This window comes from Oligoflexus sp., assembly GCF_035712445.1.
In the GTDB taxonomy this organism is placed as follows: domain Bacteria; phylum Bdellovibrionota_B; class Oligoflexia; order Oligoflexales; family Oligoflexaceae; genus Oligoflexus.
In genome coordinates this window covers 63088-80590 of record NZ_DASTAT010000038.1, presented here as the reverse complement: position 1 = coordinate 80590, position 17503 = coordinate 63088, and the positions used below count along the sequence as shown (strand labels likewise).

Here is a 17503-nt window from a genome sequence, read left to right as displayed (position 1 = left end):
ACCACGAGCACTTGAAGGATGACGTAGCCATGGACTGGAATGCTAGCATCGCTGAAATCAAGGATCTCTACTATCAGTGCCAATTCAAGCGCGTCAGCCAATCCGTGGATCTGAGCTGCCAGAATAACCCGTCGGTTGATGACTTCTTCACGCTGCAGCTCTATAAGTCCCAGGCTCTTTGGGAAATGCACAAGGTCGCTGAATCGCGGGCTTTGCTTCGCGAGCTGACGCAGTATCATCAAAAGCAGTCCGATTCCTATCTTTACACAACGGCTCGCCTTGCCTATGTGGATCAGGAATATGAGATGGCCGAAAGGCTCTTCCGTCTGCTCGCCGATCGCAGCGAGACGGTGAAGGATTACTTCAAGGCTTTGCTTGGCCTTGCGAACGTCTATTATTCCCTGAAAAAAACCCAGGACATCGGCCGTCTGGTGCGTGAGATGGAAGAGCTTGAGGATCTGGTCAGCGTCGACCAGCGTCTCAGTCTTTATCTGCTTCGGGCCAACGTCTCTTATATCTTTCAGCAGGATACCTCCTTGGCGAAGAAGTTTTTCCAGGCGGTGATTAAAGAATCAACATCGCGGCAATGGAATTACTTCATAATCAAAAGCCTCTATGGTATGGCCTGCATGTACAAGGATCTGGCGAAGTACGATGCGCTTGAAGTCAGTCTGGATTTGCTCGATTGCTATCTGGATCCCGAGGAATGCACGTACCTGACCTATTTGGTGAATGAAAAATTCAAGGACCTCGATTACTCCTTGAGTTGTTCGCTCCAGATGGATCCCGACTTGCGCCGCATCTGCGTTCAAGGGAAATGGGTTGCCCTGCATGATAAGCCGCTTATCTATGACTTCCTGGAGCTGCTGTTTAGTCGTGGCAGCTTTGTAAGCAAGGCTGATATTGCATCACGGTTGTGGCCGGAAGAAGAGTATAAGCCTAGAACCCATGACCCACGTATTTTTGACCTTGCACGTCGTATACGGGCATTGATTGAACCCTATGAGAACCAACCTCTCTGTTTGCTTTCGGGCAGACAAGGCTATAAACTGGCTGGACGAGACCAGTCTCAACACAAGATCGACCAAGATATCGAACGGAGGCCCAATTATGAAGTACATGAATCACCTGAGGAAGCTGGCGCTGCTCAGCAGTTTGGCGCTTAGTTTCAGCGTTGCCGTACAAGCGGATGGTACTTTGCCTCTGCCTATCGGTGCAAATAAAGCACTGCCTATGGAGATGGCTGCTGATACTGCAGACATGACTCTTAGAGTTGAGTACATGGCACTGACTCCTTCTTCGCAGCTTAACGCACTTAACGCTGAGCCATGTGGAAAATCCAGTGACTATTACACAGCAACTGGCAATCTGATTCGGAAAGTTGGCGATAAAACCAGCGAGATGAAAGTTCGAGGAGTCTGTAAGCCACAGACTCAACCGGGCGTTGAAACATATTCTCGCACCGTTGTAGCCAAGGCCCCAGGCTCTGGCACCGGATTTGTTCTGCTGACTGGGACCTTGGAAGTTGAGGAGGTTGCGAACCCAGCTACTGGCGGTACGGTTCCTTCGACTGTATCTTTCTCAGGCTCCTTTGGATCTCCGACGGGAGCTGAAGCTGGAGACTCGTTTACACTGTATCGGGTAAAATAAGTCCTTCGTTTCTTGCTTATATAAAATCAGGCCTGATCCCTTTTTAGGGATTCAGGCCTTTTTTATATTTTGACTACCCTTTCCAGCGCCACTTGCACTCCCACTTAAAATCAGCTATCCGCTTGTGTTGAACCTTTAAAAAGGCCAGACGCTATGCCAGGCAACTTGATCATCATCCTTCTATTCCTAACGTTCATCGACATGATTAGTCTCGAAAAAAAGCAAATCATTCCACTGCCAGAAGACCTTCGCTACACACAGCACCCAGGCCTCGAGTTCTCGATTTCTTCGGATAAGCAGTACTATTATGTTTCCTTTGCTGAATACGTCTTCCGCATTGACTGGAACACAAACAAAACAGCTATTTATAAAGATCCAAAAGGATGCTGGATCAGAAGGCCAGAACTTGCACCAACGGGAGAACTCTTTTACGTAAATTACAGTGAACCCGCAAAACCCAAAGACTGCAATGATGTTTATCGCATCGACTGGAGTCAGCAGGAAGCGCTGGCTTCCAGGGTTTCAAACGATGGGCGAAAGCAGTATCTTGACTTCAAAGATTTATCTGGAGGCACTCCAGATCAGACTTTTTATTCAAAGTCTTCGGGCTATCTAAAAACACAACCGATGTATCGCAACGTATTGTATCTTGAGGGTGAGCGCTCGCTCCACCTCATTTCATTGCCCCTGCAGAAGAACACTTTTTTAGATACTCAGGAAATTCCATTGCCTCTTTCATTCCAGAGACACTGGGCGTTATGGAGCAGGTGTCCAGCGGGAGTCCTGTGTCATAGCCCACGGTAACGACTATTCGCTTTGCAAGCGAAAAGACGGTTTTTTTCATTGGGCCGACCATAAGAAGACGCGAAATAAAGTGATAGTACCTCCGACTGAAATAACGGAATGGCAGATTCTAACGGATGGCGAAGTTATCCTTATAACAGCAGCTCGCGAACTCTTACAATGGAGTCCAGCGACAGAACGCTTTTCAAAGATCGCTCACATCAGTCTAGAGGGCAAGCTCCAGGTCAGCTGGTTCCCGCTCCCTCAGGTTCTTGCTGTCCATCATGCAGTTGAACATTACACATTTTATCCTGACAGCTATCGCGGCAGCCTGCCTCCGCTGACCCTTCTCTTCACACGAAAAGACGACCAGTGGATAAGCCCTTCAGGACCTATGGAGGGTTTCCCTCTGTCCCGATATTCTCTCCCTGTCGTGCTTTTACTAGGAGTCAGCTCACAAAAGGCTAATGTTCAGGTCGTGAACCAGAGCGCTTCACTGATCAATGCTTTAGAATTATGTAGTGCCCCAAATTCAGAATCTGCAAGAGACTTCATCATCGCTTTGACGTCAATCGCTCAGCAAGTCATGACTTCAAGCCCTGATCCCTTCCTTTATTCGACGTGCAGTGGGAACCTCAGGAAATTTAATATTTACGACGGCACTGAACACGAGACATTTCCCATTCCTGAAGGATACGTAGCAACCACCTTTGATGATGACAAATGGGTCTACCTGGAAAGCGAAACCAGTTCAAAATGGATCATGAATCTTCGAACTGGACTTAGCGGTGACTTTCTAGATGAAAATATTTGGAAGCTGCATACTCAAGTCGAGTGGAGCCATGGTATTTCCTATTCTAGCGTTCCAGCCGTAGTTACACCTTCGGGAGAGTCGTTTCCCATTGACCTTCGGCGTTTTTTCCAAACGGCAGATCCGTTTACCGTAGGCCTTACTCGTAAAGATAGGGTGGGAAAGACAAACTCCATTATGAAAGTAAATCCACACTGGATGGATCGGCAGCTCCAAAAGTCGACTCTATCATTTGGAACGAAGAGAGTTGGGACCCTAGGCTGCAATAACTCCATACTTTTTCAGTCCCTACCTACGATGGTAGAATGACCAAACAGAAAAAGACCCGGCCCCAAAGGAGAACCCCTTGAAGAGACTTCTGCTTTTAACCCTTATCCTCCCCCTCCAAGGCTGTATAACCCCCGCCGTTTGCACTCAACAGGGCGCCTTTGACACCGGCCGGCAGCAGGCCTTGGCCGGCAGACCGGCGGATTACAATCAAGGGTCCGAGTGCGAGGGGGAGACGTCCGAGGTTTTCCGCACGGGCTATCAAAGCGGATACCAAGCCGGCCTTCAGCTGCTTTGCAGCGTGCAAAACGCCAGCGATGACGGCCGGGATGCGGGACTGCAGGGTGAGAATGTTACCGGCTTGCCGCTGCGTTATCAGATCTGTCAGGGGGACAAGGGAGCGCTGGAGAAGGCGTTCATGAGTTCTTATAAAAGAGGCGTCGAGGAGCACTGCTCGGTGGACACCGCGAAGGCCCGCGGCGAGCAGGCCGGTCGCAGCAACCAGGCGAGTTTGGATATCGAAGCGAAGTATTTGGTGTGCTCGCAGGGGCAAAGAAGCCGTCTGAAACAGGCTTATCAGGACGCTTACACCAAAGGACTCCGCGCCTATTGCCAGCCTTCGCAGCATATCGAAAGCATCAGAAAACAAGCGCAATTGAACTCACGGCCATCCTTTGACCCTGCAACATACGGCAACTGCGCCCAGCGTTTTCCTGATTTACTCGAAGCCTACAACGCTCAATTCTACCGCGAGCGTAACGATATCGTGCAAAAACTCTGCACCTTCGAAAACGGCCTCGATCAAGGCAAGGCCGACGCCGCACGCAGTAATCAAAGACTCCGCGGCAGCCCGGAATTCTGCGATGAAAAATCCCAGCATGCGTATTTAAGAGGCTACGACCGCGGCTGGGCCGACCAGAAACGCGAGATCTGTCTGTTGGAAGACTTCCAGGAACGCGGCTATCATGATGCCGTCAGCGGTTTGCCTGCCAACCCTCGTTATCCTGAACTTTGCCCTTCGGATTTTTACACCGACATCCGCGACCGCTATCAGTCCGGTTATGACCGTGGCCGTCGACAGGGTGGATCGCACCACCCTCATCCCGATCATCACGGCGAACAAAAGCCGGACGTCGTAGGTGCCTGCGGTCGTGCGTTTAATTTCGACAGCGATAAACTCCAGTGCATCAAAGAAGGCCAGCAGATGCGCTACGGAGCCGCGAGCGTTATTGAAGCCTGCACACAGGCCTTCTCATTCACCTCGGAGCGCATGAAGTGCATCAGCAGCGCCAGCGGTCGGAACTATAATCCGACCTCCGTCATACGCGTCTGCAAAGACGGGGCCGGCTTCACCTCGGACATTGAAAACTGCATAGTCACCGTAAAAAACACCCGCTACGAACCGTCTAAGGCCATCCAAACCTGCTATGATGCCTTCAGCATGACAAGCGACCGCAAAGCCTGTCTTGATTTCATCGCGAAGGAACCAAGAGACCCCTCCGCGAAAATTCGAAGCTGCAAACAAAGCTTCAACTTTACATCCGATACTCTCAAGTGCCTCGGCACCTGAAATGAAAGGGGGTCCTCGCGCCCCCTTTCACTCCTCCGCCTCATCCACAACCTGATCCGTAATCCACAGCCAATCCTGATAAGACCCGCGGTCCTGAATCTCAGGCTGATAGCTAAGATCATCCGCCTCAAGCCAGGCCTCCGGCTCGGCCCTGGGCGTAAAAGTCAAGAACGCCATCATACCCGCTGCAGCCAGGCTCGCCGCCGACACACCCAACCAGATCCTATGCTGCCGCTTTCTTTTTTCCTGCCGCGCCCGCTCCAGAATACGCTCGTACTCATCCCGGGGCGCTGCCTCCACGGAAGGCTTATGCTTTTTCATAAAGTCATGCAAGGGATCGTTCATGGCGCTTCCCCTTCCCTTTCCAGCCAACTCTGCAGTTTTTTTCGCGCGGTGGAGAGCCGCGATTTCACAGTACCTTCAGGAATCTGAAGATGCCGCGCGATGTCCTCAAGACTCTCCTCTTCCCAATAAAACAAAACCACAGCGCTGCGCTCCTTGAAAGTCAATTTTTGCAAACCCTCTTGCAGCATCTGATATTCCCCCAGCCGCACTTCAGCATTCGGCCGGGCATCACCGGAATCATGAGCCGTCGCGCCGGGCTTCAAAAACCGCCGCCAGCTCTGGGCCCGCTGCATATCCTGCGCTGTGTTCAGGCTGATCCGATACACCCAGGATTTCAAGGAGGAATCCCCGCGAAATCCATCCAGATGGCGATGAACTTTCAGAAAAACCTCCTGCACCCCATCATCCACCTCCGAAGCGGGCAAAAGCCCACTCAGAACACGGCGGACAAGGCCGGCATAATCCCGATAGACAAGGGCGAAGTCCATCATACTTCACTCACGCCGTGTGCCGGAAGGTCCCGGCTCCCGGGCGGCGCGCGTTTTCTGCCTCAGATTTTGGAACGCCAACCTTTGCTGTTCGGACAGAACCGCGCGGATGGCGAGCATGCGTTCAAAACGGGCTTTTTCCAGGGCCGCACGCGCTGTCTGAAGGTTCTGAAAGGCCTCGCGCACAGCGGGGTCATCCGCACTGTTATCCAGCTGCTCATCCAAGGCCCGACGACTTTTGTCCAGCTCTTCCCGCAGACCCTGAAGACGATTGCGGCTTGACTCACGGATCTGCCGCACTTTAACCTTTTGTTCAGGATCGAGCTGAACCGTCTTCAGCACCTCATGAATCTGCCGTTCAGGATTGCGCGCAGGCGGTTGGGCCAGAGCCATCTCGGACGTGAAAAAGGCCATCAGCATCAGAAGAGTTATTTTTACAGGGCGCATACCGTTTCCTTTTCAAAAAAGGTCTTACATGCCTCCTTAGACGAGAATGGTCATGGAAAGGTTCATCGCCAAGGAAACTTTTTTTTTCGTCACTCTGAACATAGGAGCACTCCGATGACCCGCAGACTTTACATCGCGAACATGATCAGCGCCGACGGTTATTTTGAAGGCCAGGGGCACGATCTCAGCTGGCATAACGTGGACGCCGAGTACAATGACTACTCCATCGACATGCTGGAATCGGTGGACAGACTTCTCTTTGGACGCAAGACCTGGGAACTGATGGCCGCCTACTGGTCGACAGAACAGGCCAAAAAGAGCGATCCGCACGTGGCCGGCCTTATGAATTCCCTGCCCAAATATCTTTGTTCGCGCACCTTAAAAAAGGCCGACTGGCAGAACAGTCATATCGTTCGTGAACCCGTTTTGGACACGATCCGCGCCTGGAAAAAAGAAGAGGGTCGCGACATCGCCGTCTTTGGCAGCTCCGAACTCTGCAAGTCCCTGCTGGAGGCCGGACTGGTGGATGAACTGCGGCTCATCCTGAATCCGGTTCTCCTGGGCCGGGGACATTCGCTTTTCGAGGGCCTCGGGGCGCGTTATGAACTGACCCTCATGGGCCTTCAGAGTTTTTCATCCGGCAATATTCTGCTGCGCTATAAACCCCGCCCAGCCTAAGGTTTTCCGCTTATCTTCGCAAAGGACCAAGGGCTTTTGCGAAAGCCCCATTCAATGGATCCCGCGCCCCCTCCGAAAAGCTCCGGGGAGGATAATCCATTGACCGTGAAGATCACCAAAATCTTTCAACCGGCGGAACTCGCGCAACTGGAAAAGCAGGGCGAGATCCTGATGCAGGAATTCACTGTAAAAGCGCCGTTGGAAAAGGTATGGGCGGTCATCATCGACCATGATCTTCTGCGGCGCAAGCTGGGCATGGGAACGGTGAACTTCACCTATCACAAGGCCGAGGAAACCGGCTCGGTGTTGGAAGGCGAATATAAGGTCCCCTTCGGTACCGCCCGCTTCTTTGAAAAGCCCTATGAGTGGGTGAACAGCTCCTACAGCATCGGCGCGCGGCTTTTTGATAAGGGCCCCATGCGCTATGCCTCGCTCGGCTTTCAAGTGGAAGCCCTGGATCCCGAGCACACCAAAGTCAAAGCCATCATGCGGGTCGTGCTCAAAGGTCCGCTCCGAGGCATTTACTGGATCAAACTGCAAAAATCCACGGCCCTGTTCCATGATGTGATTCAGGACCTCGTCCAAAAAGTGCGTTCGAACCAGCCGCAACTCTTCGAAGCGTCGATGAATCCCGAGCCGAATCCCGCGGCCGTGAAAAAATATCAGAAAATCCTGAAAAAACTGGAGCCGTTCCACGCCCAGATCGAAGCCCTTTCTGATTACCGGGCGCGCGCCAGCGATCGTTTTCTGCAGCGTCTCCGGCCCTATGAAATCGCCGACTATTATAAGCTGCCCAGGCAAAACACCCTCGCCTTCTTTCTGGAAGGCACTCAGGTTGGACTCTTCGCCTTGAACTGGGATATCCTCTGCCCCGGCTGCCGCGGCGCGAAAAAACAGAGCAAAAGCCTGCGTGAACTCGATAAGAAGGTCCACTGCGAAGCCTGCGGCATCAACTTCGATGTGATTGATTCCAAGGACGTGGAACTCTCGTTCCAGTTCGCCGGTGAGCTCGCCGTCGAGCCCGCGCCGGTTTATTGCATCGGCAATCCCGGCCGCAGCCCTTCGATTCACGCCCAGATTCCCTTCGCTCCGAATGAAGCGCGCAGCGTGGCTGTGCATCTGCCCGGACACAGCTATCGTCTGCGTGATATGAAAGACGGGCATCTCTTGCGTTTGACCGTGGATGAGGCGGGCCTTGCGGAGTTGAAACGTTCGGACCTTGAAAAGCTGAAGACAATGCCTGAAGTTCGGCTTCGCCCGCAGTTCACCCTTGATTGGGACAACCCGAGCAGCCTTTGGCAAATCATTCGCTTTGATTGCCTGGATCCCCATCATGATGCGGCGACCGCCGATCACGTGACATCTCTGCCTTCCTACCAGCATCTTTTTGGTGAAGACGCCCTAAGACCCGGCATGCAGCTGGGCGTCGGGCATCTCGTCTTTTTATTCTCGGATATTCGCGGCTCGACCCAGCTCTATCGGGAACTCGGCGACTCCAAAGCCTTCCGCCTGGTCCAGGACCATTTCGCGGTGATGGAGGACTTCATCAAAAAAGGCGGAGGCAGCATCGTCAAGACCATCGGCGATGCGGTGATGGCCACCTTCATTGATGAAGAAACCGCGATCACGGCGGCCATGTCCATTCAAAAGTACTATGAAAGCAAGGGGCGCGAAAACTCGCTGCGCGGCCTAAAAATAGCCCTTCACAGCGGCCCCTGCATCATGGTGAACCTGAACGATCACATGGATTATTTTGGAACCCATGTGAATATCTGCTCCAGGCTCCTCGATCAGGCTCAGGATGAAGACATCGTGATCTCGGCCAGCCTTTTCCAGATGCCGAAAGTTCAGGAGTTCCTGAGCCGGCAGAATATCACCTGGACCCAGGACGAACAGGTCCTCCGTGGCTTCGAGGGTTCCAAGACCTTCTACCGACTCAAACTCCTGCGGCAGATGCCGACCCGTCTTATCTCGTAATCGGGACGCAAGAGCCGCATTCCCTCTTAAAGCGCCAGCCTTCGCGTCACCGTTTCGAGCGGCGGAATATCCGCTATCGTTTGAATCACACGCCCATCCGCATCCTTGAAGCGAATCGTCATCGACTCGGTGCGCGAGGGATTGAAGGCCACAAGGTTATAGGCTTCGGCCTTTTTAAAGACTCCATAGGACGGCTGATCCGCGGTGAAATCCGCGCTCGGCGCTCCCAGCTCATTCATCTTATGAATGAAGTAGTAGGTCGCAGCCCAGGTTTCATGCGCCTGGATCGCGGTATGATCATAGTCGTAAGGGAAGTAGGTTTTTCCGAACTTGAATTCAGACAAGGCCATCCCTGGATTGACAAGGGCCATCAGCCGCAGGGTGATGCCATCCCAGGCCGAGGCCACGGTCTGCGCAGCCGGATCCAGATTGAAGCCCCCGTTGGTGCTCTTATTGATCGAGAGCATTTCATTCAGAAAACGCTGGGCATAGGGCTGATTCAAACCAAAATAGAGCGTGGCGGCCGTGACCGGCAGCGTCTGTATCCCATAAAGCTCTTCGATCTGCCGTGATCCCCAGTGCGAATCGAATTCATAGGCCGTATCGCGCAGTATAACAGCGTGCGTGTAAGGATAATCAGGGCTCAGATTTTCATCATTCACATCCAGCCAGTATTCATCCACCGCGGTTTTCTCGGTCCAGTAAAGATAAAGCCCCAGGTCCCGCCAGTTCTTTTGCCCCGTTACCAGCCCCCAAAGATAGATGCTGGACCAGGCATTCATGGCTTCCGAGGTCGATTCCTGATCGTTCCCCTGATAGTTGTCATCCCAGTACCAGCCGCTGGCGAAACTGCGACCCGCGTAGCTATTGAAATAGCGAAGGTAAGGGAATTGCGGATCCTTGCGATCGGGGGAGGCGATATTGCGAATGATCATATCCACCGCCCACGCATAATCCTGAACGAAGGTCGGATGATGCAGAGCAAGAATCGCCGCCGCATGCAGCATGTAACCATAATGAAAGTGCTGATCATTCAAAGCCTGGGAGCCAAAGCCCGCGCGCCAGCCGACCAGGCGACCGAATTCGGTGGCGGACGGTGGATTATAGGTCATGAAAGGATAGGGTTTGTTATCGTGCCAGAACAGTTTTTCCTGACCCGGGGAATAGGTGAACCAATCGGCAAACTGATTGTAGAGCGTTGCGAGGATGGCATCCTTGGCCGCAAATTCAGGCTGATTCGGATCATAGGCTTTGATCTTGGGATTGCCGAGCTGATCGGTCATCACAAGGTATTCCGCCGCGCGCAAAAGCCCTTTGCTGCCGCCATAGGTATCCGGCCCATAGACTCCGGGATCCACCACATACTGCTCATCGCGGATATAGTCGAGGAGCCGATTTCTATCATAGCCTTGCGAGCCCTTGGGTTCGGTGAAAAACGGCAGGATCCCGCTGTTCTTCAGGACGGTTTGAAAGCTGTTGCCCGCAAAGTAGCGCATGGAGCCGCGCATGGTGCGAACCTCGGCGTTCGGGAGCAGGCCGGAGTTCGTCGTCATATGCTTATACTGATGGGGAAAGAGTGTCGTCAGAACCCCGTCTTCAAACTCCGGTCCGCTCCGCATACGCTCCGGCGTGAAGGTAAAGTCCGTGATCACCGATGCCGACGCTTCATCATAGCGATAGCGCGATGCAGTGCCCGCGATCTTCGTATAGGCGTGGGCATAGACCTGGGCGGCAAGTTCTGTGTTCACTGTCGAAGCCGCCTGATCAGGGAGCAGGACGACATTCACATAGTTGCTCGCAGCGCCCTCCAGCGTGATTTTGTTGGCATCCATGCGTTTCCAGAGCGTGCCTTCCGCTGCGAAAAGCCCATACCAGCGAGGCTTTTTGAATCGACGATCCAGAAAGCGAACCAGCACATGATCACCCTGATAGCTGCTGTTGATTCCCAGGGGAACCGGACTGCCATCCTTGGTAAAGAACTGGATGCCGTTGCCGTCAAAATCCGAGATATGGATTTTGGGTTGCCCGTTTTTAAAGCTGTGATAGGAAATCGGGCTGCCTGCCGCCAGGGTGCTCGACATCTCATGCCCGGCGTTATCCACCGACAGAAGTTTGATATGCCAGTCACCGAAGCCATCCAGTTTGGTGACGACCGTGCCGTCCGCCAGGCTGTTATAAACAACCAGATCATATTCCACGGGCGAGGAGATTTTCCAATTCCGCTTGCTGTAGCCCAGGACGGCGCCACCGGCGGGTTGCGCAACAAAACCCTGGTCTTTGTAAGCGATGGAGAGTCCATTGCCTTCGGCCTTGCAGAGCGCATAAACCAAAGGATAAGCCGCCATCGTCACGAGATCATTGCGAACGAGTATTCCCGTCCACCAGTCGTTCGACGGCACGGGTTTGTCGTCCGGAACATTCGCCGTGCGATAGACGGGACTCCGGTACATAAAGCCCGGAGCCCCGTTGTCCTGGGATCCGGTGACACCCGGAGGCGCCAGCGAACCTTTCGCTGCAAACAACGCTGAACTCCCCAGCGACAGCGCCAGAGCGCAGATGGACAGCCGTCCAGGATCGAAAATCTTTTTCCAAAAGTGATTCATGATATGTCCCCCTTCCATTATTTTTCTAACAATGATTTCGTTTTGTTAAAAAACAAACTAGAAGACCTATCAAGCGCTATTTCTACCCATCAGTGCTAAGAATATTTCAATACGCAGTGGTGGCATCCTTTAGAGTGATCCCGTATTTCCTTCAAATATGTATTCCACAAGGCACACAGCCGAATCCTTATTTAGTTGTGTATACGAACCAAACTAAGCTCTTTCATTTTTTATGTTGCCTATCACAACAAATTCACCTCATATACTTCGCCTGAATTTCCCGCTTCAGTTTTTCGAGCAGCTCGTCCACGTTCAAAGACACAAGCCCTTCATCATCCCGCGAGCGCAAGGAGAGTCTTCCCTGCTCGACCTCCTGATCGCCGATGACGACCGCATAGGGTATCCGTTCCAAACGAAACTGCCGAACGCGATGGCCGAGGCTTTGCGCATCCGCGTCCAGATCGGCGCGAATTCCTGCGGCTCTGAGACTTTTTTGAACACGACGGGCAAAGTCTTCATGACGATCCGCGATCGGAAGGATGCGCAGCTGCACTGGAGCCAGCCAGACCGGAAACCTGCCTTCGCAGTGTTCAATCAGAATGCCGATGAAACGCTCCATGGATCCATAGATCACGCGATGAATGACGGCCGGATGTTTGCGCTGCCCATCACGATCCACATACTGACAATCAAAGCGCTGCGGCAGCTGAAGGTCGAGCTGCAGGGTTCCCATCTGCCAGTCGCGGCCGATGGCATCCTGAATCAGGATATCAATCTTGGGTCCATAAAAAGCGCCGTCCCCGACGGCGACCTCATACGAGCCGCCCCTTTCATCCAGCACCCGCCTGAGGCAGGCTTCCGCCCTTTGCCAATCAGCGGCTTCGCCCATGGAATCCTGCGGCTGGGTTGCCAGACGAAAGCGGTACGGCAGCCGGAAGACGCGATAGAATTCATCGACGAGTTCGAGGATGCGCTGAAATTCACGATGAATGGCGTCCTCCTGATTTTCGACGAAGATATGCGCATCATCCTGCTGAAATTTTTGCACCCGCAAAAGTCCGTGCAGCGCACCGGACCTTTCGTGCCGGTGCAGGGCATCGCAATCGGAAAGGCGCAAAGGCAGGTCGCGATAGCTTTTGGCTTCATGATTGAAGACGATCATGGCATTCGGACAGTTCATGGGTTTGACGCCATAGACTTCGTCCTTGTCCAAGGCCATCACAAACATATCGTCGCGATAATGCTCCCAGTGCCCGGAAATTTCCCAGAGCTTTTTGGAGTTGATCAAAGGGCTCGAAATTTCCGCATAGTCCTCGCGCTCATGAACCTCGCGCCACCATTGGATGAGCTGATTCAGGATGGAAAATCCCTGCGGCAACCAGTAGGGCATGCCGGGAGCGGTGGCGTGGAAGAAAAAGAGTTTGAGTTCCTTGCCGAGCTTTCGATGATCGCGTTTTTCAGCCTCTTCGAGGCGATGCAGATGCTCCTGGAGGTCGGCGGCGGAAGCAAAGGCCAGGGCATAGATACGCTGCAGCATGGGCCGCTTTTCATCTCCGCGCCAGTAGGCTCCGGCGATTTTCATCAGCTTGAAACAGTCGGAAGGGATGTCCTGGCACGAGGCGACATGCGGACCACGGCAAAGATCGCGGAAATCAGCGTGCTCATAAAGAGAGATGAGCTGCGGGACGGCGTCGCCGATTTTTTCGCCGTGATCATCGCAGCCACCCTTCTGCAGGCCGTCGAGTATTTCGAGTTTATAGGGTTGATCGGCGAGAATGAGGCGAGCTTCGTCGGCTGAAAGCTCCTGATAGCGGAAGGCATGTCCCTTCTTCAGGATTTCTTTCATACGATTTTCAAGGGCGGGCAGGTCATCAGGGACAAGGGCGCGCGGCAGATCAAAGTCGTAATAGAAGCCATCCTGGATCGGGGGGCCGCCAGCGAAGTGGACCGGACCCTCCTTGGAAAAATGATCACGGACGGCCTGCGCCATGACATGGGCAAGGCTATGACGGAGACGAACAAGAGATGCGGATTCCATGGGATACTCCATAAATGAGGTCCCCGGAACGCCTGGACTTTTGCTCGTGAAAACAAAAAACCCAGGTACGGGGACCTGGGTTGATTCGAGCTTATATGCGAAAAACGCTCAACAACGCCAAGGTCGTGCCTTTGTCGTTTGCGTTGTCGTGTTGTTTTGAATCGAGTTCATAAAAAAGTTCTCCTGCTTTACCTTGTAACACAGGGTTTATCGGCGGAACAAGTCCCGGGCTTGAGGCTCCGTCCTCGAAGAGCCCTTGGTCTCCGTCCTCAAGGGCCTTTGAACTTGCTTTTTGCCAGTTTTTTCGCAAGACTTCCCGACCGAGCCGCTACCCATGGAGGGCGCCGATATGTCACTATCACTTGATGCCACCTATGCCCTGATGAAGGAAAAACTCCAGGGCCTTGTTCCTGAGTTCGAACTGGAGCATAAAGCTGAATTGGCTTATGAAATCAATAAGCTGAAGGAAGAACGCAACGCCATTATCCTGGGCCATAACTATATGGAGCCAGCCCTTTTTCACGCCGTCGCGGACATCACCGGGGATTCCCTGGAGCTATGCCGTAAAGCCGCTGCGACGGACAAGGATATTATTGTCTTCTGCGGTGTGGAATTCATGGCCGAAACCGCCAAGATCCTGAACCCGACCCGGAAGGTTCTGATTCCTTCCAAGAAGGCGGGCTGTTCACTGGCGCAGAGCATTACCGCGGCCGATGTACGGAAATTGCGGGAGCAGTTCCCGGGCGTGCCTGTGGTCACCTATATCAACAGCTATGCGGATGTGAAGGCGGAGACGGATATCTGCTGCACCTCGGGCAATGCTGTGAAAATCGTGAATCAGCTGGACAGCGACCAGGTGATTTTCATTCCCGATGAATTTTTGGCGAAGAACGTGGCGAAGCAGACGGGCAAGACGATCATCTTCCCCGAGAACGATCTGAACAAGGCGATGCAGTCCGGTGACGGCTTGAAGAAAGTCTTCATCGGCTGGCACGGCCGCTGTGAAGTTCACGAGCTCTTCACGCCTCAGGATATTGCGGACGTTCGCGCGCAGTATCCGGACGTTGTGGTGCTCGCGCATCCCGAGTGTCCGCCGGAAGTGGTGGAAGCTGCGGATTATTCCGGCAGTACCTCGGCCATGATCAAATACGTTCAGGAGGTCAAGGCTCCGCGTTATCTGCTTCTGACGGAATGTGCGATGGCCGATAACATCATCGCGGCGAATCGTGACAAGGAAGTCCTGCGGCTCTGCAGTCACCGCTGTCCGCACATGGCTCAGATTACGCTGGAAGATACTTTGGCTTCCCTGCAAAACCTCCAGTATGAAATTCATCTGGAAGAGGAACTGAGGCTTAAGGCCAAGCGTTCGATCGATCGAATGCTGGAGATGTCCTGAGTCCTCTCGATGTCGGTGCGTAAGGGGTGGTTGAGTATCTCGCGATACTCAACCCTCTTTCAAACAGATACGCTTGCTTCCCGATGGGCATCGAAAGAAACCGACCTGGCAGCGGATTCTCTGAAAAACTGGAGAAGGTCAGCATTGAAGCGCTCAGGCAGGGTCTGAGCCAGACCATGCGGCGCGTCCTGGTAAACTTTTAACTGGGCATGCTGAATCAGTTTGGATGAAAGCATGGCTGCAGCTTGAATAGGGACGATCTGATCATCACTGCCATGAATAATCAAGGTCGGTATGTCTATTTTCTTGAGATCTTCGGTGAAATCGGATTCAGAGAATTGCTCCACGGAATCATATTCGGCCTTGATGCTTCCCTGCATTCCCTGCAGCCAGAAGGATTCGCGAAGACCTTCCGAGATCTTTGCGCCCTCTCGATTGTAACCATAGAACGGCAGACTCAAGTCCTTGTAAAACTGAGAGCGATTGAGGGAAACGCCTTTGCGTATGTCATCAAACGCCTCCAAAGGCAAGCCCCTTGGATTGTTTTTCGTCTTGAGCATCAAAGGTGGAATGGCACCTACGAGCACAAGTTTCGAGACGCGACGGGTTCCATGACGACCAAGATAGCGAGTGACCTCGCCGCCGCCAGTGGAGTGGCCGACAAGGATGAGATCGCCCAGATTCAGCTCATCAATAAGCTCCGCAAGATCATCTGCAAACTGGTCCATGGTATTCCGATCCCACGTCTGCTCGGAACGTCCGTGTCCACGACGATCATGGGCAATCACGCGATAACCCTGCTGACCAAAATAGAGCATCTGTCCATCCCAAGCGTCGGCGGTTAAAGGCCAGCCATGAGAAAAAAGAATAGGCTGCCCTTGTCCCCAATCTTTGTAATAGATCCTTGTTCCTGCCTGTGTAACGAATACACTCATGGTTCATCTCCTGGTTTCGAGATCAATTTCTGCCGCGCGCTCTGCGCAGCAATTGTTTGTTGTCACGTTCCTGATGAAGCTTGGAAAAAATTAGGCACGAGCGATGAGATATATCTGATCGAACAGGAGCGGCAATTCAAGTGGATTGAACAAAGGTTTCGATAAAGTATACTTGGAAAAAAAGCTGCGCTGCTCGCGACCGGCAGGCAGGCAATTTGCGGAATGCCCTGGCAGCCGGAATTTCAGCCCTGGGCAGGCAGCAATTCCAAATACTCCGCGTACTGTTCCGGCTCCCGGTTCGGATCAAACTCCAGATTATGATCCGCAGGGAAAGGGCTCGCGCTAAGGATTCCATGCAGGCGGTTTTGATTGAACCAGGACTCCATCGCTTGCGTGAGACTATTCATAAGCCCTTCCTTCTTCTGAAATCCCTGACCATCACGCGTGTCAGCTCAAGCCTGCCTTGTCCAGACCAAAGGTTTTGTCCGCGGATCCTGGCGGGGCCTGAAAGCTGATAGCCAGTCGATTCCAAAGGTTGATGACACCGATCGCCACGGTGAGTTCAGTGAGTTCCTTCTCCGAAAAATATTCCCGGGTCCTCTGGTAAAGGTCATCCGGAATGCCTTCCCGCGAAAGACGCGTGACGGCTTCCGTCCATTCCAGAGCCGCCTTTTCCCGGGCGGTGAAGAGAGGCGACTCACGCCACACATGAGTATGGTGCACGCGAAGATCCCTCTCCCCGTGGATTCTCGCCTCCTTTACATGCATGTCGAGGCAAAACGCGCAGCCGTTCAATGTGGAGGCGCGGATGTTCACGAGGTCGCGCAAGCTCGTGTCGAGAGAACTTTCATTCAAGCTAAGGCTGAGCTTCGAGATTTGATTCAAGAGCTGGGGAGCCTGGTGATAATAATTAATACGCGCTGACATGCCTATGGTCTCCTGATTGCTGATAAAATATCCCTGCGATTCCTGGGGATGCAAGCTTTTTTCTGTTGAGTAAAAAGCTGTGGTGGGGTGACGTTCTCATCGACTAAAGTCCACGTCCCCGGGCGCACTTATCAACGTTTCTTTTCCTTGAGATCCTTAACATCCTCAAAATTCAAACTTATCGGTCCCACCGGCGAATTCACCTTCACCGTCGCCTGCAGCGACACCGGCAGCTGCTTCTGTCCCGGCGAATAATAGGCCTGTCCGAACTTCACCGCCGACGCCGTGGTCAGAGTCAAAGGCAACTTCACCGTCTGCTTCATATGCGGCTGCAGACGAATCGCTTCAAGGCTGCTCCCCTTTCCGAGCGTCATACCCAAGGCATCCACCTGATAATCAATCGCCGCCAGATTCAAATCATAATCATTCGGATTGGTGACATCCAAAACCGCAATAAGCTCCACGTCCGTGAGCCCCACTTTCCCTAGCTCCACATTCTTCAGCGCAACCTGCGGCTTCTCGGGCACAAGGTTCATCGACGTACAGGCCGCAAAGAACAAACTCACCAGCAAAAGGACAAATTTCATG

At 53.0% G+C, this 17503-nt stretch carries 17 protein-coding genes; 8 read left to right on the top strand and 9 right to left on the bottom strand.

Annotation, left to right across the window (positions count from 1 at the left end; genetic code table 11):
* Nucleotides 1–29 precede the first annotated feature (29 nt).
* The 5 genes from VFO10_RS07930 (at nt 30) to VFO10_RS07910 (ending at nt 5081) form a co-directional block, all read left to right on the top strand.
* Complete coding sequence (locus tag VFO10_RS07930; protein ID WP_325138804.1) at nt 30–1166, top strand: hypothetical protein; 1137 nt, start codon at nt 30–32, stop codon at nt 1164–1166.
* Nucleotides 1111–1650: a hypothetical protein gene (locus tag VFO10_RS07925; protein ID WP_325138802.1), complete on the top strand. Its 540-nt coding sequence runs from the start codon at nt 1111–1113 to the stop codon at nt 1648–1650. The genes VFO10_RS07930 and VFO10_RS07925 overlap by 56 nt, the downstream gene beginning before the upstream one ends.
* 153 nt (nt 1651–1803) lie before the next feature.
* The gene (locus VFO10_RS07920) at nt 1804–2454 is read left to right on the top strand and encodes a hypothetical protein (RefSeq protein ID WP_325138800.1); all 651 of its coding nucleotides are present in this window, start codon (nt 1804–1806) and stop codon (nt 2452–2454) included.
* Nucleotides 2455–2524: 70 nt separating this feature from the next.
* Nucleotides 2525–3553, top strand: coding sequence for a hypothetical protein (locus tag VFO10_RS07915; protein WP_325138797.1), 1029 nt, complete (start codon nt 2525–2527; stop codon nt 3551–3553).
* A gap of 37 nt (nt 3554–3590) precedes the next feature.
* Entirely contained in the window at nt 3591–5081 is a 1491-nt protein-coding gene (locus tag VFO10_RS07910) for a hypothetical protein (protein WP_325138795.1), read from the top strand.
* 27 nt (nt 5082–5108) lie between these two features.
* Here the strand turns inward: VFO10_RS07910 and VFO10_RS07905 are convergent, their stop codons facing one another.
* The 3 genes from VFO10_RS07905 to VFO10_RS07895 are packed head-to-tail and all read right to left on the bottom strand — an operon-like array spanning nt 5109 to nt 6361.
* Nucleotides 5109–5426: a hypothetical protein gene (locus VFO10_RS07905; protein ID WP_325138793.1), complete on the bottom strand. Its 318-nt coding sequence runs from the start codon at nt 5424–5426 to the stop codon at nt 5109–5111.
* On the bottom strand, nt 5423–5917 hold the full coding sequence (locus VFO10_RS07900) for an RNA polymerase sigma factor (protein WP_325138791.1): 495 nt from the start codon (nt 5915–5917) through the stop codon (nt 5423–5425). Before VFO10_RS07900 ends, VFO10_RS07905 begins: the two co-directional genes overlap by 4 nt.
* Nucleotides 5918–5920: 3 nt before the next feature.
* A complete protein-coding gene (locus tag VFO10_RS07895) occupies nt 5921–6361 on the bottom strand; it encodes a Spy/CpxP family protein refolding chaperone (RefSeq protein WP_325138789.1) in 441 nt (146 codons plus the stop codon).
* A gap of 114 nt (nt 6362–6475) precedes the next feature.
* Between VFO10_RS07895 and VFO10_RS07890 the strand changes: the two genes are divergently transcribed.
* Nucleotides 6476–7039: a dihydrofolate reductase family protein gene (locus VFO10_RS07890; RefSeq protein WP_325138788.1), complete on the top strand. Its 564-nt coding sequence runs from the start codon at nt 6476–6478 to the stop codon at nt 7037–7039.
* 105 nt (nt 7040–7144) lie between these two features.
* On the top strand, nt 7145–9016 hold the full coding sequence (locus VFO10_RS07885; RefSeq protein WP_325138786.1) for a DUF5939 domain-containing protein: 1872 nt from the start codon (nt 7145–7147) through the stop codon (nt 9014–9016).
* A 26-nt stretch (nt 9017–9042) separates the two neighbouring features.
* Here VFO10_RS07885 and VFO10_RS07880 read toward each other — a convergent pair whose 3' ends face one another.
* Both VFO10_RS07880 and thrS read right to left on the bottom strand, forming a co-directional pair.
* The gene (locus VFO10_RS07880) at nt 9043–11619 is read right to left on the bottom strand and encodes a glycosyl hydrolase (RefSeq protein WP_325138784.1); all 2577 of its coding nucleotides are present in this window, start codon (nt 11617–11619) and stop codon (nt 9043–9045) included.
* Nucleotides 11620–11872: 253 nt separating this feature from the next.
* Entirely contained in the window at nt 11873–13657 is a 1785-nt protein-coding gene (thrS, locus tag VFO10_RS07875) for a threonine--tRNA ligase (RefSeq protein ID WP_325138782.1), read from the bottom strand.
* Nucleotides 13658–14006: 349 nt separating this feature from the next.
* On the opposite strand from thrS, the gene nadA reads away from it, so the two are divergent.
* Entirely contained in the window at nt 14007–15053 is a 1047-nt protein-coding gene (gene nadA, locus VFO10_RS07870; protein ID WP_325138780.1) for a quinolinate synthase NadA, read from the top strand.
* A gap of 59 nt (nt 15054–15112) precedes the next feature.
* Here nadA and VFO10_RS07865 read toward each other — a convergent pair whose 3' ends face one another.
* The 4 genes from VFO10_RS07865 to VFO10_RS07850 all read right to left on the bottom strand — a co-directional run bounded on the left by VFO10_RS07865 (nt 15113) and on the right by VFO10_RS07850 (nt 17502).
* The gene (locus VFO10_RS07865) at nt 15113–15988 is read right to left on the bottom strand and encodes an alpha/beta hydrolase (RefSeq protein WP_325138777.1); all 876 of its coding nucleotides are present in this window, start codon (nt 15986–15988) and stop codon (nt 15113–15115) included.
* A 242-nt stretch (nt 15989–16230) separates the two neighbouring features.
* Nucleotides 16231–16395 (bottom strand): hypothetical protein, encoded by a 165-nt coding sequence (locus tag VFO10_RS07860; protein ID WP_325138775.1) that lies wholly within the window; start codon nt 16393–16395, stop codon nt 16231–16233.
* A gap of 40 nt (nt 16396–16435) precedes the next feature.
* Nucleotides 16436–16915: a carboxymuconolactone decarboxylase family protein gene (locus tag VFO10_RS07855; protein ID WP_325138773.1), complete on the bottom strand. Its 480-nt coding sequence runs from the start codon at nt 16913–16915 to the stop codon at nt 16436–16438.
* A gap of 131 nt (nt 16916–17046) precedes the next feature.
* A complete protein-coding gene (locus tag VFO10_RS07850) occupies nt 17047–17502 on the bottom strand; it encodes an LEA type 2 family protein (protein ID WP_325138771.1) in 456 nt (151 codons plus the stop codon).
* Nucleotide 17503: the final 1 nt, after the last annotated feature.